The organism is Bacteroidota bacterium (genome assembly GCA_021300195.1).
Classification (GTDB): Bacteria; Bacteroidota; Bacteroidia; order J057; family JAJTIE01; genus JAJTIE01.
Genome location: JAJTIE010000015.1, coordinates 1 through 13,430, shown reverse-complemented (window position 1 = coordinate 13,430; position 13,430 = coordinate 1). Strand labels below are relative to the sequence as shown.

Genomic DNA, 13,430 nt, shown 5'->3' with positions numbered 1-13,430 from the left:
TCGACTGCAGAAAATCGTCAAAAAAAACTTCTGCGTGCTGCTACTCAAAGTCGGCCAGGCGGCCATCTATCAGCTGCTGCACCTTCAGCTCTGTCTGGTCCAGGTACGCACGGCATTGCTCAATGAGCGCATTGCCTTGTTTGAAGAGCAGATAACTCTCCTCGATGGGGGTGTCATCCTGCTGAATCTTCTGCAAAATCTCGCCCAGCCGGGCTACGGCAGTGGGATAATCAAAGTCGTTGTTCTTTTTCGCCATATCAGAAGTTATGAATCACCTGCTTCACGCTCGGCTCTGCGCGGCCACTCTGCACCTGCACAATGTCCACCTGGGCACGCAGGGCACCATTGGGCTCCACCACCTCGGTATACAGGTAGTAGTTGCCCCTGTTCACATAGCTGAAGTCTACGAAGCCATCCGAGGCCGTATAGCCAAAAAAGAGCGGTAGCCTACCGTCGCTATTCGCGTCCTCAAAGGTATTGTGCACCGATACGTAGGCATTGGCAATGTTCTGCAGGCTGGCCCCATTCCAGCGCGATACCTGCACCAGCAGGATGCCGGCGTCCTCGGTGCTATCGGCAAAAAACTGGCTGTTGCTGGGTGGGGGGTCGTCGTCGTTATTCTGGCAGCCATAGGCCCCAGCCAGCAGCAGTACCACAGAGAATAAGACTAGCGCTCTCATATGCATATATTTGTGCAGAAAGGTACAAATCTTATGCCAAAGCCCCAGCCCACATGCGCCGCGATGCAATAAGCCTGCAGGGCCTGCACACATTTGGCACGGCCACCACGGCGGAGGCTGTTGTGCCCATCCGCAGCCTGGCCGAGCTGGAGGCCTGGCAGGCCAGGCACGACCCCTCCCAGCCCTACCTGATACTGGGCGGAGGGAGCAACGTGCTATTTGCCACCCCGCACTACCCGGGCACCATACTGCACAACCAGCTGATGGGTAGGCGGGTGGTAGTGGAGAATGAGCGAGAGGTGATATGGGAGCTAGGGGCAGGCGAGGCCTGGCACGACTGCGTGCTGGAGGCCGTGGCCCAGGGCTGGGGCGGGATAGAAAACCTGGCACTGATACCTGGCACGGTGGGTGCCGCCCCTATGCAGAACATTGGGGCATATGGCGTAGAGCTACAGTCGGCCTTTCATAGCCTGCGGGCCTATCATCTTTCCGGCAGGGCGGTGCAGGACTTTTCGGCGGCCGACTGTGCCTTTGGCTACCGCAGTAGTATTTTCAAGACCAGCCAGAAGGGCGCCTACTTCATCCTGAGCGTACAGCTGCGGCTCAGCAAGGCCCCCCATGTGCTGCACACCACCTATGGGGCGCTGCAGGCCGAGCTGGGGCCTGGCCCGCACGACATCCGGCAGGTGGCCGAGGCTGTGATGCGCATCCGGCGCAGCAAGCTGCCCGACCCTGCCGTGCTGGGCAATGCCGGCAGCTTCTTCAAAAACCCAGTGGTGGATGCCGACACCTACAGCAGGCTGGCGGCAGAATATCCAGATATGCCCGCCTACCCGGCGGCAGACGGGGTGAAGCTGGCTGCAGGCTGGCTGATAGAGGCCTGTGGCTGGAAGGGCAAGCAGGTAGGCAACACCGGGGCGCACGCCCGGCAGGCACTGGTGCTGGTAAACTATGGGGGGGCCACCGGCAGCGAGGTATGGCAGCTGGCGCAAGACATACAGGCCTCGGTGGCTAGCCGTTTCGGACTGCAGCTGGAGCCGGAGGTGAATATAATCCAGCAGTAGCGCCAGTAGCGCCCAGGCCTACACATCCGTGCAGAGCCCCGCTACACCGGTGCATCCGCAGATGCCGGGCCGGGTGGCTGTAGGCCGTGGTAGGCCATAAAAGCGGCATAGCCAGCCTCGCCCATATACTTGGTCAGCAGGCTGGGGTCGGTCTTGGTCAGGTCTATCAGCGTAAGGGCATCCAGCGAGTTCTGAAACTCGGGGTCTACATTGAAGGCCAGGATCCGGCTGCCCATGCGCAGATAGTGCTTGATGAGGATGGGCACACCCTTATCCTGCTTTTCCACTTCCGTTATCAGCTCGTGCACGTCCTGCAGCTTCTGCACATTCAGCATATCGTAGAAGGCGGGCTCGTAGTCTAGTTTCTGCTGAAAAGGCTTCTTGGGCTGCACGTAGTCTTTCAGGTCGGTATGGTAGTGGTGCTCCAGCAGGAAATTGACCAGCATGTTTTTGCTCACCACGTGGTAGTCGTCGCTAATGGAAACTGGGCCTATCAGGTTTTTGTAGCGTGGATTGCGTACAATAAAGTTGCCGATGCCCACCCAAAGCAGGAAAAGGCTATAGAAATTACGCTGGTACTCCTGGGCCACAAAAGACCGCCCCAACTCCAGCGAGGGCCCAATTTCGTCAAACAGCTTGCTATCCACGTGGAAGAGGCTGTTGATGTACAGGCCTGTAGGTCCCTGGTTTCGCAGTATGGTGTCTACCTCGCCCATGCGGTAGCCCCCCACGATCTTGCCCGCCTCGCGGTCCCACACGATGAGGTGGTGGTAGTAGTAGTCGTGCTTGTCCAGGTCAATGGCCTTGCCTGTACCCTCGCCTACCGAGCGAAAGGTAAGCTCGCGCAGGCGGCCCACCTCCATCAGCAGGCCTGGGGCTTGGTCTGCATCAAAAATTACCACATCCAGGTTTCGGTGCGTGCTGATTACGCACTCGGGCATGCGGGCCAGCTCATCCCGCAGGATGGCCGTATCCACGGGTGGGGCCACGGGCTGTAGCTCTCTTCCACTACGGCGGCGGAGCGGGTGCCGCAGGCGGATGTGCTGCTGCTTTTCGCCCCGGTCTACACGGGCACGCAGCAGTAGGGTCTTCTGCCGCAGGTAGGCGGTAAGGGTGTCCGGGTTTTCAAAAGACTGGATCTTGCTGGGCGGTATCAGGTTGCCCATTGCGTGTACAATGCGGTTGCTGCGGGGGTTTACAAACTCGCGCACCAGCAGGGTGGTACGCAGCCGTGCATGGATAACGCCCGCCATCTGAAACAGAAAACTATTGTGCCCATGAAAGTACACCGGCACCACGGCAGCCCCTGTGCGCTGGATGATCTTGGAGATGTTCGCATTCCACTCCGGCTCCATCACCCGCTTGGACTTCAGGTCGAAGCTTGCCACCTCGCCCGCCGGAAAGATGCCCAGCAGGCCGCCATCCTTCAGATACTGCATTACCTCGCGCAGCGGCGACATGTTGCGCTGCTTGCTCTCGGCATTCTCAAAAGGGTCTACAAAAATGAACTTGTCTACCAACTCGGGTATCTGTAGCATAAAGTTGGCCATCACCTTGTAGCGGTCCGGGCGAATGCGGTGTGCCAGGATCATAAGGAAAATGGCCTCCAACCCACCAAACGGGTGATTGCAGACAATGACCAACGGACCCTCGTGCTCGCGCAGCTTGGTCAGCGATTCTTCGGGTATTTCATACTCGATGCCCCATACCGCAAAAACAGCTTCTACAAAGGTTACCTGGTGTGTCTTCATATACACCTTGGAGGCCTCGTAGGCGGCATTCAGCTTCTCTATGCCCATCACCTTTTCCAGGCCAGGCTTCAGCAAAAAGGAATAGACCTTCCGCTTCACCGGGTGCTGAAACAGCTCGGCTGTGTTGATCAGCTTCGGCTCCTTTCGCGTGCGGGAGTTAATCCGCGCTTTCCGTTTACTAGTCATATTGCTGTATGGGCAGTATACAAAAATAGCAAAAACCCCGGGGACGGAATGGAACTGGGCTCGGCTTGCACAGCAGCGGCGCACTGTCTATTTTTACTCTCCCTGTGCGCCTGTGCCCACCATTCCTTAAACCAATCTGCCACGGATGTGGTTATGATAGATTTCTACCAAAAATAGCCTATGTTCTATCCCCACATAGCCGGTGCGGGCTACCATGTGCCGCCCAGGGTGGTAACCAATGAAGACCTGAGGGCCTACTACGATACCAGCGATGCGTGGATACGCGAGCGGAGCGGCATACAGGAGCGTCGGTTTGCGACAGAGGGGCAGGGGCCGGTAGACCTGGCTGTGCCTGCCGTAGAGCAGGCCCTGGCTGAGGCCGGGCTGGAAGCCCGGGACGTGGACATGATCGTGTTTGCCACCCTGAGCCCGGAATACTACTTCCCGGGTTCGGGCTGCCTGCTACAGCGCCGCCTACCTTTCCGGCAGATACCCGCACTGGATATCCGCATGCAGTGCAGCGGCTTCATCTATGCCCTTAGCATTGCCGAGATGTACATCAAGCAGGGTGTATATCGGCATGTGCTGGTGGTGGGGGCCGAGGTGCAGAGCACCAGCATCAACTTTGAGCCCGAGGGGCGGGCGGTGGGCGTCATATTTGGCGACGGGGCCGGGGCCTTTGTGCTAAGTGCGGGCACCGAGCCACGGGGCATACTGAGCAGCCACCTGCACACAGACGGAAACTATGCCGAGGAGCTGACCATACAGGAGCCCACTAGCCTGGTGCACGGCAAGTTTGGCAAACTGCCCCATGGTATATGGCCCCACATGAACGGCCGCGAGGTATACAAGCACGCCGTACGCCACATGAGCGAGGCCATACAGGAGGGCCTGAGGCAGCAGGGCTGGACCGCCGGCCAGCTGGACTGCGTGGTGCCACACCAGGCAAACCTGCGCATCGGCATGGCCATAGCCGAAGACCTGGGCGTGCCTTTTGAAAAGTTTTTTATGAACATACAGCGGTATGGAAATACCACTGCAGCCAGCATCCCCATCGCCTTCTGCGAGGCCGTGCAGGCCGGGCGCATCCGCCGCGGAGACCGGGTGATGCTCGTAGCCTTTGGCTCAGGCTTTACCTGGGGTAGCGCGGCCCTTATCTACTAGCGGCCACGCCTGCCCCAGCGCAGCTTCATGGCCAGCAGGGCCAGCACGAGCACCAGCGTGATGATGTTTGCCCCAATAATGGGCACATCCTGCCGCAGCAGGCCATACACCAGCCACAGCGCCACCCCCAGGGCAAAAAGCAGCGTCATGCTGAGCGACAGGTCTCGCACGGCGCGTGTACGCCAGGTTTTTAGCACCTGCGGCACAAAGGCCAGGGTGGTGAGCAGGGCGGCCAGATAGCCTATGTAGGGTTCGAGAGAGGGCATGGTGCAGCTGTTGCGTTGGGCAAAGGTAGGTAGTTTAACTGGGGGCGTAAGCCACACACATAATGTGCCTATACAATACCAGCCCGGCACGATTCTTGCTGGATCCAGCTTGCCTACCTAGTGAGTAATCATGAATACACCCCCGAAAAGCCCGCAGCCCAAGACCCCACGAAACATTCTATATGCCGTGCGCGCGAGTGCCCTCGGGGCATTTGTATCCATACTCATCACACCACCCTTTGTCTTTGGCGAAGATCTATTCGGTAAACACACCACCCTTTTCGGCCTGGGTATTCTGCTGGTGGCAAGCCTGCAACTTATTCTCCTGAGCAGGCATGCTGCCTGGAAATTTCTACAACCCCTGGCACGCATTGCGCAGAATAAATGGGTTATGCTCTTTGGCAATATTCCAGTACTGTTGACCAGCGTTGCGAGCATAATAATCGCTTTTATATTCTCTAAACTCATATTAGGCACATTCATGATGATGCTAATCATCGGGGGAGTTTTTGCTTTGTTGTTAGTCGCAATTGCCGTGGGCTTGCTTACCACCCTATACTACCAGCTGCACACCTGGCGCTACTGGACGCGAGCCCTGCGGAAGGATACGGAGGAGCAGCTGCCTGTACCAGCTAAAACCGATAGTAAGCATGGGAATGAGCTTGAACAGGAAAAAAAGAATGTACGTACAGCACCAACCAACAATCACGCTATCCATACCCTGCTCGCGCCGACAGAAATACCCGAAAAAATACCCAAAGCACTAAAATGGGCGGCCATATTAAGCGCCACCGGGTGTGTCATGACCGTAATTTTTGCATTAGAATTTGCGGTACATGATCTATTTATGCCGCACCTACTCTTTTCTGTACCGTGGATTATTCTGGCAGGGATTCAGCTTGTCCTGCTTAGCAGGCATGTCCGAAGCAGCTGGCTGAGCTGTAATCTTCGAATTGCTAAAAACAAGTGGTTTGTATTCTTTGGAACCTTAATGGTGTTCATTGCAAGCGTGTTACTTATTCTACCAACACTGTATAGTTTACTTATGAGCACAGCCTATTTGGGAAGCAATAAACTCATGGGCTTATTTATTCTTATCCGCATGCTCGGTTTAAGCGGTGGCCTGCTAGGTACCCTGTACTACCAGCTGCACACCTGGTGCTACTGGACGCAAGTACCGCGTAAAGCAGCGCGCACACAAGAAGACCTACCGACAGGCGATTTATCCCTCTAGCGGCACAGCAGGCGGGGCATGCACACGCCGCTCGTGGGCGCTTACCCGGTTTAGGCCATACACGCCGGCTATGGTGAGCAGCCCCCCCACCACCAGGTAGGTTGTAACAACCTCCACCCCCAGCAGGATGCTGTACAGGGCTGCCGCTATGGGCTGAACATTCAGGTACACGGCCACCTGGCTGGGGCGTAGCAGCTGCATGCCATACACAATGAGCAGGTAGCTCAGGCCTGCATTGCCCAGGGTAATGTAGGCAAAGCCATACCAGGCCGTGCGGGGCACCGTGGCAAGGTCGAAATGAGCCAGGGCAGGCAGACCAATCGGGCTGAAACAGAGCAAACCGGCCGCCCACAGCAGGGCGGAACTATGCAGGGGGTGAATGGCCCTAAACACCCGGCCGCTCAGGACGATAAAGACAGACCAGCAGGCGACGGAAAGTAGGTTCAGCAGGTTGCCCTTCAGCTCATCGCTACCCCGCCCCGCCTGCATCATCCCCGGATACATGACAATAAGCACACCCAGCAGGGCCACCAGGGCTGCCAGCAGTTTTCGCCCGGTAAAGCGCTCGGCACGTAACACCCAGGCCGATAGCATAAGCACGCACAGAGGCGTTAGCGCATACAGGATGCTGCTCTGGGCGGGTGTGGTGTAGCGCACACCCAGGATAAAAAAATACATATTGCCAATACTGCCCACCAGGCACAGGCCCAGCACGGAGAGAAAAAAACGCCGGGTGCGGGGTATCTTCCGGTGCCCACCCGTAGCCAGGAAGAACAGTCCCAGGGCCGCCGTTATCACCACCATCCGCAGCCAGGTAAGCACCTCGGCGGGCATGCCCATGGCCGCATATTTGCCAAAGGTGTAGCCCGGCCCCATGATCAGCGTCTGTAGCACCAGGGCCAGGTGTCCCCATTTTTCGCGGCTGTGGGCTCGGTATAGCTTGGGCACGTCTATTTTATGTTACTTATTCCGGTTTTCTGCCTGCAAGTTGCGACTTATATAGCAGCGCACGCACAATACTGCGTATCCCCTGGCGGTACCTCGCCGAGAAAATTTTCTTTAACTTGTGAAACACGTTTACAATGAAGAATCACCTGCTATTCCTCGCGCTTTGTGCAGCCCTACTGAGTATGGGCTGCCGGGAGACACAAAAAAGCGCCACCATACCGCCCGATTTCCAGCTGACAGTGCAGCGAACCGCCTGCTATGGCAGCTGCCCGGTATACACACTCAGTATTGACCACAGCGGGAAGGCCCGCTACGACGGCCTAGCCTACACCCGGCTGGCGGGTAAGTGGGAAAAAAACCTGACGAACGAACAGATGAACCGGCTGGTGCAGCTGATGAAAGAAGCCAATTTCTTTAGCTATGAAGCCGAGTATAACGATGAGATGATATCGGACCTGCCCAGCATCATCGTACTCTACACCGCCTATGGCGAAACCCACAAGGTGCTGTTCCGGTATGGGGGGCCTGTTTCCTTTCTCAAGCTGGTGCAAGAGCTGGAAGCAACGGTAACCGAAGAAGACTACCAATCCACCAACCGGGTAGAGTGATATGCAAACGCGTGCCCACTTTTACTTGCTACCCCTACTAGCGGGCTGCCAGGCAGCCTGCCTGCTGCTATGCAGCTGTAGGCCTGCAGCAGCCAACTGCAACCACCCGGACCATGAGGCCTGGGTGCGGGCCAAACAGCAAAAACGTACGGGCCTTAAGACTAAATAGACCCGGCCGAGCTGAAAGCCAACTCACTCTATTCCCCGCCTTTCCAGTGCTATTATGGATTTTGCCACTTTGATCCATCCGGACATCCGGCAGGCCGAAACCCTACCGAGCAGCCTGTATACCGACCCCCGATACTATGCCCATCAGCGCGAAACCGTGTTTGCCCGCAGCTGGCACTGGCTGGCAGACCAGGCGGTGGTAAGGGTTGGGGGCGACGTGCACCCCTGCCTCATGCTAGAGGGGATGCTGGAAGAGCCTGTGCTGCTGAGCCGAGACGCAGATGACAAGCTGCACCTGCTAAGCAACGTGTGTACCCACCGGGGAAACCTGGTAGTGGAGCACGCCGGAAACCTGAAACAGCTGATGTGCCGCTACCATGGGCGCAAGTGGCGACTGGACGGCCAGTTTGCCAGCATGCCCGAGTTTAAGGAAGCCGAGAATTTTCCCACAGAGCGAGACCACCTGCGGGCACTACCCCTGGCACATTGGGGCCGCTTCCTGTTCGGAGCCCTTGCGCCCATGGCCCCACTGGAGGCCCTGCTGCAGCCCGTGGCAGACCGCATGTACTGGCTACCCTGGGCAGCGTTTCAGCACAGCCCCGAGCACAGCCGGGATTACCTGGTAAAAGCCAACTGGGCCCTGTACTGCGACAACTATCTGGAGGGCTTCCACATACCCTTTGTACACCCGGCCCTAAGCCAGGCACTGGACTATGGCAGCTATCGTACCGAGTTGTACGAATACGCCAACCTGCAGCTGGGTATAGCTCGGGGGAACGAGCTGGCCTTTGACCTACCTGCGGGCCACCCCGATGCAGGTATGCGCGTGGCGGGCTACTATTTCTGGATCTTCCCCAACCTCATGCTCAATTTCTACCCATGGGGCCTCAGTATCAACATTGTGAAACCCCTGGGTGTGGGCTACACCCGGGTGAGCTTCCTTACCTATATCTGGAAAGAAGAGCTGATGGAGCTGGGAGCAGGAGCGGGGCTAGACCGGGTGGAGCGCGAGGACGAAGAGGTGGTGGAGTGTGTACAAAAAGGCGTACAGAGCCGCATCTATCAGCGGGGCCGCTACAGCCCAAGCCGCGAGGCCTGCACGCACCACTTCCACCGGCTGCTAACCCTGTGTATGGCGAGCTAGGGTCTACGGACATACAGATTCAACATTTTTTCGTATTTCCCGTTAGGAGTGGTAGATTTATACCTCCGTACACACCCCATGTCAGCCCCAGCCTTCCTCTCCATGTGCCTGTCGGCCTGCGGTATGGGTTCTGCCCTGTTCCGAGCAGGGTGGAGGCTAGCCATAGGTGGGTGCTGCGGGGCGATTCTCGTCTTGCTAGCGGGCTGCGTAAGCACCGACCCGAAGTTTCCGGTAGAGCCGCGCATCGAGTTTGTGTCCATTAGCCCGGCCACCGTGCAAGACGGCGTTACGCCCCTATTTATCACCCTGCGCTACACCGACGGGGATGGCGACCTGGGCTATGAGGATAAATTTTCCGAACAGCGAGATAGCGCAGACCTTATCCTGCTAGACAGGCGGCCAGAGGTGGCAAACTTCCCCGAATATGACGGGCGCTTCGAGTACAACCTGCCCAACCTGACACCCGACGCAAAAAACCTTAGCATCCAGGGCGAAGTCACCATCGAGTTTGCCGCCATCCCGCTCAAACTAGACCCCCTGGCCAACGAGGAGAAGCTTAGCTTCAGTATCTATGTGGTCGATCGGGCCGGGCACCGCAGCAATACGGTGGAAACTACCGAGATAACCCTGGTGCCCTAGTAAACTGTTGTGGTGCAGGCCTACTGGCAGACCGATATCATGTACCTGAAAGGAGTAGGCCCCAAGCGTGCCGAGCTCCTGTTTGCCGAGCTGGGCATCCGCACCTACTGGGACCTGCTACAGCACTACCCCCGCCGGCATGTAGACCGCAGCCAGGTACGCAGCATAGCTAGCCTGCAGGAGGAAGGCGAGGCTGTAAGCCTGATAGGCCACCTGGAGCAGCTGGAAATTGTGCAAGCAGGCCGAAAGCGGCTACAGGCCACCCTGGCAGATGGCAGCGGGCGGCTCCAGCTCTCGTGGTTCGAGGGAGTGCGCTACCTGAGCCAGCGGTACAAACTGGGAGACGAAGTAGCCCTATTTGGCAAGGTTTCCTTCTACAAGGGTCAGCCCCAGCTGGTGCACCCGGAGATGGAGCCGCTAAAGGATGAAGAACACGGCACGCTAAATACGCTGAAGATTGTGCCTATATACCCAGGCACAGAAAAGCTGAAGCGCGCGGGGCTGGACAGCCGGGGCCTGCGGCGGTTGGTGTATCAGCTGCTGCTGCAAGCGCCCGATATACCAGACCCCCTGCCACCCCTGCTGGTGCAGGGGCAGCAGCTGAGCAGCCGAAACGAGGCCCTGCGCAGCCTGCACTTCCCCCCCAGTCCGCAGGCCCTACAGCTGGCCCGGGATCGCCTCAAGTTTGAAGAGCTCTTCCTCTTCGAATGGGTACTGGCCCACCGCAAGCAGCTGCGAGAGCAGCAAGCACAGGCGGTGTGCTTCTCAGAAATTGGCACTTACTTCAACACCTATTACACCCAGCACTTACCCTTCGAACTAACCGGCGCACAAAAGCGGGTGCTGAAGGAAATACGACGGGATGTGGGGCGGCCTATCCAGATGAACCGCCTGGTGCAGGGGGATGTGGGCAGTGGCAAAACCATAGTAGCCCTAATGGCCAGCCTGATGGCGCTAGACAATGGCTATCAGGTAGCGGTAATGGCCCCCACCGAGATACTGGCCGAGCAGCACTACCGCAGCTTCTCCCAGGGGCTAGCCCCACTGGGCATTCGGGTGGGCTTCCTGAGCGGATCCGTAAAAGCAGCCGAGCGCAGCGTACTGCTGGCAGACCTGGCTGCGGGCCACATCCAGGTCCTTATTGGCACCCATGCGCTGATCGAGACCGGTGTGCGCTTCCGGCAGCTCGGCCTCACGGTCATAGACGAGCAGCACAAGTTTGGGGTAGAGCAGCGCAACCAGCTGTGGCAGAAGGGGGCGGCCCCGCATGTACCGCACAACCTGGCGCTAACAGCCACCCCCATCCCCCGTACCCTGGCCATGACAGCCTACGGAGACATAGAGGTGAGTGTGATAGATGAGCTCCCCCCAGGCCGAAAGCCCATTACCACCGTACTGAGGAACAACCAGAACCGGCTGCGGATGCTGGGCTTCATACACGAGCAGCTGGCCGAAGGCCGACAGGCCTATGTGGTATACCCCCTGGTGGATGAGAGTGCAAAAAGCGACCTGCTAGCCGCAGAGCAGGGCTATGCGTTTCTGCAGCAGTACTTCAAGGACTATCGCGTGGGCCTGGTGCACGGCAGGCTACCCGCCGGCACCAAGGAAGAAGAAATGCAAAAGTTCAAGGCCAATCGTACGCAGGTGCTGGTAAGCACCACCGTAATAGAAGTGGGGGTGGATGTACCCAATGCCAACCTGATGGTGATAGAGAATGCCGAGCGCTTTGGCCTCAGCCAGCTGCACCAGCTACGCGGACGCGTAGGGCGGGGTGCCGCACAGAGCTTCTGCATACTCATGGCAGGCAGGTGGCCGCTGGGCAAAGAGGCTCGCTATCGGCTAAACGCACTCTGTAGCACGCAGGACGGCTTTCGCATAGCCGAGCTGGACCTGAAGCAGCGAGGGCCCGGCGACTTCCTTGGCACCCGCCAGAGTGGCCTGCCCACCTTCAGGCTGGCGGACCTGACGGAGGACCTACCCCTACTCAAACAAGCACGAAAGGCGGCCTTTGACCTACAAGCCCAAGACCCGGACCTAAGCCAGGAGGCGCACCAGGCACTCGCCAGCTTCCTCAAAACCTACATCCGCCAGCACCAGCTGGACCAGCTAAAGTTCTGATCGGACAAGCGAGATGTATTGCCCCCATCTGGGCAAAGTTTCTTATCTTTACACATATTATTCACAATACGGCCTACCTGCTATTCTTTTAACTAGATTTAACAGCTAATCAATACGGCCGCTACGGCCACGTCGACATCATGGGTTTTGGAAAAATTCTGTCCCAACTGGGGATTGGTACTGCCGATGCAGAGAAAAATCATCACAGGGATATGGCAGCAGAAAAGAGTCCACTCTATCACGACTTTATAGAGGTGCTCGAGAAAAAAGCCGATAGGGAGCAATCCTTCCGGTGTGCTGCACGCCTGATGGCTATCAAGAATTATGCCGACTCGCTAGAGGCTTACCGGCTGCTACAGCAGCGCTTCCCCGAGCGGCGCAGCTGTTGCGAAATCAATTCCGGCATCATCTCGCTGCTGCAGGAAGAGTACAAACAGGCCTTCGACTACTTTCTGGCAGCCAAAATACACGGTGCAGACGAGGAGGAGAGTGAGCGCCACATCTGGGATGCCTGCACGGGCATCTTGAGTAAGTCGACCAGCAACCGCCAAAAGTCCGAGTGTATTGACCTCTACATTCGCCTCTTTCCCAAGGGAAGGCACGTACAGGAGGCCCAGAAACTACTGGCCATTGCCTAACTAATCGACTACAAGTCGGCCACCCAAGCCTCAATGATCTCCGTTGCCAGGCTCAGGGCGTAGCAGTGTTCAGGCTTGCTCCTACCCAAGCCCATGTGCCTACTCCCACGCTACCCTGTGCTGCCAACCTAAGTAGCCGGTATTGCGTACCCATACCTACAGTCAGGCTCCCTACCATTCAAGCACCAATTCTTACCATTCGGGCAATATGGAGACTATGAATCAATTTATGCGCTAATTTGAGAAAAAACCAGCACCCCCTACTCCGGACCGAAATGAATGCGACGCTGAACTCCCGTCTCAATCCCAGGTATTGCCCGCCCTTTGCATCTGCCCTTGCTCGACTAACAGTACTCCTTGGTGTCCTGTATTGCCTGGCCCCCTTGTACACGCGCGCGCAAGCACCTGTGCTAAACCTGGACGTAAATGAGTACGTCTGTGGCTCCAGCCTTGAGGTGACCAACAACACCGTAGCTGGCTCACATCAGTGGGACTTCTGCCTGCAGGACATGGAGGCCAACTCCGCAAGCAACAATGTTCTTACCAGTATAAATATCAGAGCAATGGACTCAGATGCAATTATAGAAAGTACAGGCAACGTACATGTGTTTTTTACAGCACAAACAGGCGGAAACAATATAACTAGCTATACTCTTGGCCCAGATGGAAATACTTTCGTTGCACAAACCACATACAATGCGCAAACAATTGGATTTGCCTTGGTAGGATGTGATGCCGTTATAGACCAAATAACAGGAAATCGACACCTATTCTTTGTTTCGGTAGACAACAGGCGTGTAGGCAGGCTGGATTTTGGGAATT

General features: G+C 57.1%; 14 protein-coding genes. 9 read left to right on the top strand and 5 right to left on the bottom strand.

What is annotated here, in order from left to right; genetic code table 11:
• Positions 1-40: 40 nt before the first annotated feature.
• Positions 41-256: an exodeoxyribonuclease VII small subunit gene (gene xseB, locus LW884_03950; protein MCE3007486.1), complete on the bottom strand. Its 216-nt coding sequence runs from the start codon at positions 254-256 to the stop codon at positions 41-43.
• A gap of 1 nt (position 257) precedes the next feature.
• Complete coding sequence (locus LW884_03945; protein ID MCE3007485.1) at positions 258-680, bottom strand: hypothetical protein; 423 nt, start codon at positions 678-680, stop codon at positions 258-260.
• Positions 681-733: 53 nt separating this feature from the next.
• On the opposite strand from LW884_03945, the gene murB reads away from it, so the two are divergent.
• The gene (gene murB / locus LW884_03940) at positions 734-1,744 is read left to right on the top strand and encodes a UDP-N-acetylmuramate dehydrogenase (GenBank protein MCE3007484.1); all 1,011 of its coding nucleotides are present in this window, start codon (positions 734-736) and stop codon (positions 1,742-1,744) included.
• A gap of 41 nt (positions 1,745-1,785) precedes the next feature.
• Here the strand turns inward: murB and LW884_03935 are convergent, their stop codons facing one another.
• Complete coding sequence (locus tag LW884_03935) at positions 1,786-3,681, bottom strand: lysophospholipid acyltransferase family protein (protein ID MCE3007483.1); 1,896 nt, start codon at positions 3,679-3,681, stop codon at positions 1,786-1,788.
• Between the two features lie 180 nt (positions 3,682-3,861).
• Between LW884_03935 and LW884_03930 the strand changes: the two genes are divergently transcribed.
• Positions 3,862-4,845 (top strand): ketoacyl-ACP synthase III, encoded by a 984-nt coding sequence (locus LW884_03930; GenBank protein MCE3007482.1) that lies wholly within the window; start codon positions 3,862-3,864, stop codon positions 4,843-4,845.
• On the opposite strand, the gene LW884_03925 is transcribed toward LW884_03930, so the two are convergent.
• Positions 4,842-5,111 (bottom strand): SemiSWEET transporter, encoded by a 270-nt coding sequence (locus LW884_03925; protein ID MCE3007481.1) that lies wholly within the window; start codon positions 5,109-5,111, stop codon positions 4,842-4,844. The two genes, LW884_03930 and LW884_03925, sit on opposite strands and share 4 nt — an antisense overlap.
• Before the next feature lie 130 nt (positions 5,112-5,241).
• Here LW884_03925 and LW884_03920 point away from each other — a divergent pair, with 130 nt between their 5' ends.
• Positions 5,242-6,345 (top strand): hypothetical protein, encoded by a 1,104-nt coding sequence (locus LW884_03920; GenBank protein ID MCE3007480.1) that lies wholly within the window; start codon positions 5,242-5,244, stop codon positions 6,343-6,345.
• Here LW884_03920 and LW884_03915 read toward each other — a convergent pair.
• Positions 6,334-7,293, bottom strand: coding sequence for a DMT family transporter (locus tag LW884_03915; protein MCE3007479.1), 960 nt, complete (start codon positions 7,291-7,293; stop codon positions 6,334-6,336). The genes LW884_03920 and LW884_03915 overlap by 12 nt on opposite strands.
• A gap of 134 nt (positions 7,294-7,427) precedes the next feature.
• Here LW884_03915 and LW884_03910 point away from each other — a divergent pair, with 134 nt between their 5' ends.
• From LW884_03910 to LW884_03885, 6 genes are all read left to right on the top strand, one after another.
• Positions 7,428-7,901 (top strand): DUF6438 domain-containing protein, encoded by a 474-nt coding sequence (locus LW884_03910; protein ID MCE3007478.1) that lies wholly within the window; start codon positions 7,428-7,430, stop codon positions 7,899-7,901.
• A gap of 223 nt (positions 7,902-8,124) precedes the next feature.
• Entirely contained in the window at positions 8,125-9,213 is a 1,089-nt protein-coding gene (locus LW884_03905) for a Rieske 2Fe-2S domain-containing protein (protein ID MCE3007477.1), read from the top strand.
• 78 nt (positions 9,214-9,291) lie between these two features.
• A complete protein-coding gene (locus tag LW884_03900; protein MCE3007476.1) occupies positions 9,292-9,852 on the top strand; it encodes a hypothetical protein in 561 nt (186 codons plus the stop codon).
• Between the two features lie 9 nt (positions 9,853-9,861).
• Positions 9,862-11,970 (top strand): ATP-dependent DNA helicase RecG, encoded by a 2,109-nt coding sequence (gene recG / locus LW884_03895; protein ID MCE3007475.1) that lies wholly within the window; start codon positions 9,862-9,864, stop codon positions 11,968-11,970.
• A 212-nt stretch (positions 11,971-12,182) separates the two neighbouring features.
• Positions 12,183-12,608: a hypothetical protein gene (locus tag LW884_03890; GenBank protein ID MCE3007474.1), complete on the top strand. Its 426-nt coding sequence runs from the start codon at positions 12,183-12,185 to the stop codon at positions 12,606-12,608.
• A gap of 509 nt (positions 12,609-13,117) precedes the next feature.
• The coding region (locus tag LW884_03885) for a hypothetical protein (protein ID MCE3007473.1) at positions 13,118-13,430 on the top strand (313 nt) is incomplete at its 3' end.

What these genes read in the sequence shown, in the direction of transcription:
- xseB (MCE3007486.1), bottom strand. Translation starts at nt 256, where the DNA reads ATGGCGAAAAAGAACAACGACTTTGATTATCCCACTGCCGTAGCCCGG.
- LW884_03945 (MCE3007485.1), bottom strand. Translation starts at nt 680, where the DNA reads ATGAGAGCGCTAGTCTTATTCTCTGTGGTACTGCTGCTGGCTGGGGCC.
- murB (MCE3007484.1), top strand. Translation starts at nt 734, where the DNA reads ATGCGCCGCGATGCAATAAGCCTGCAGGGCCTGCACACATTTGGCACG.
- LW884_03935 (MCE3007483.1), bottom strand. Translation starts at nt 3,681, where the DNA reads ATGACTAGTAAACGGAAAGCGCGGATTAACTCCCGCACGCGAAAGGAG.
- LW884_03930 (MCE3007482.1), top strand. Translation starts at nt 3,862, where the DNA reads ATGTTCTATCCCCACATAGCCGGTGCGGGCTACCATGTGCCGCCCAGG.
- LW884_03925 (MCE3007481.1), bottom strand. Translation starts at nt 5,111, where the DNA reads ATGCCCTCTCTCGAACCCTACATAGGCTATCTGGCCGCCCTGCTCACC.
- LW884_03920 (MCE3007480.1), top strand. Translation starts at nt 5,242, where the DNA reads ATGAATACACCCCCGAAAAGCCCGCAGCCCAAGACCCCACGAAACATT.
- LW884_03910 (MCE3007478.1), top strand. Translation starts at nt 7,428, where the DNA reads ATGAAGAATCACCTGCTATTCCTCGCGCTTTGTGCAGCCCTACTGAGT.
- LW884_03905 (MCE3007477.1), top strand. Translation starts at nt 8,125, where the DNA reads ATGGATTTTGCCACTTTGATCCATCCGGACATCCGGCAGGCCGAAACC.
- LW884_03900 (MCE3007476.1), top strand. Translation starts at nt 9,292, where the DNA reads ATGTCAGCCCCAGCCTTCCTCTCCATGTGCCTGTCGGCCTGCGGTATG.
- LW884_03890 (MCE3007474.1), top strand. Translation starts at nt 12,183, where the DNA reads ATGGCAGCAGAAAAGAGTCCACTCTATCACGACTTTATAGAGGTGCTC.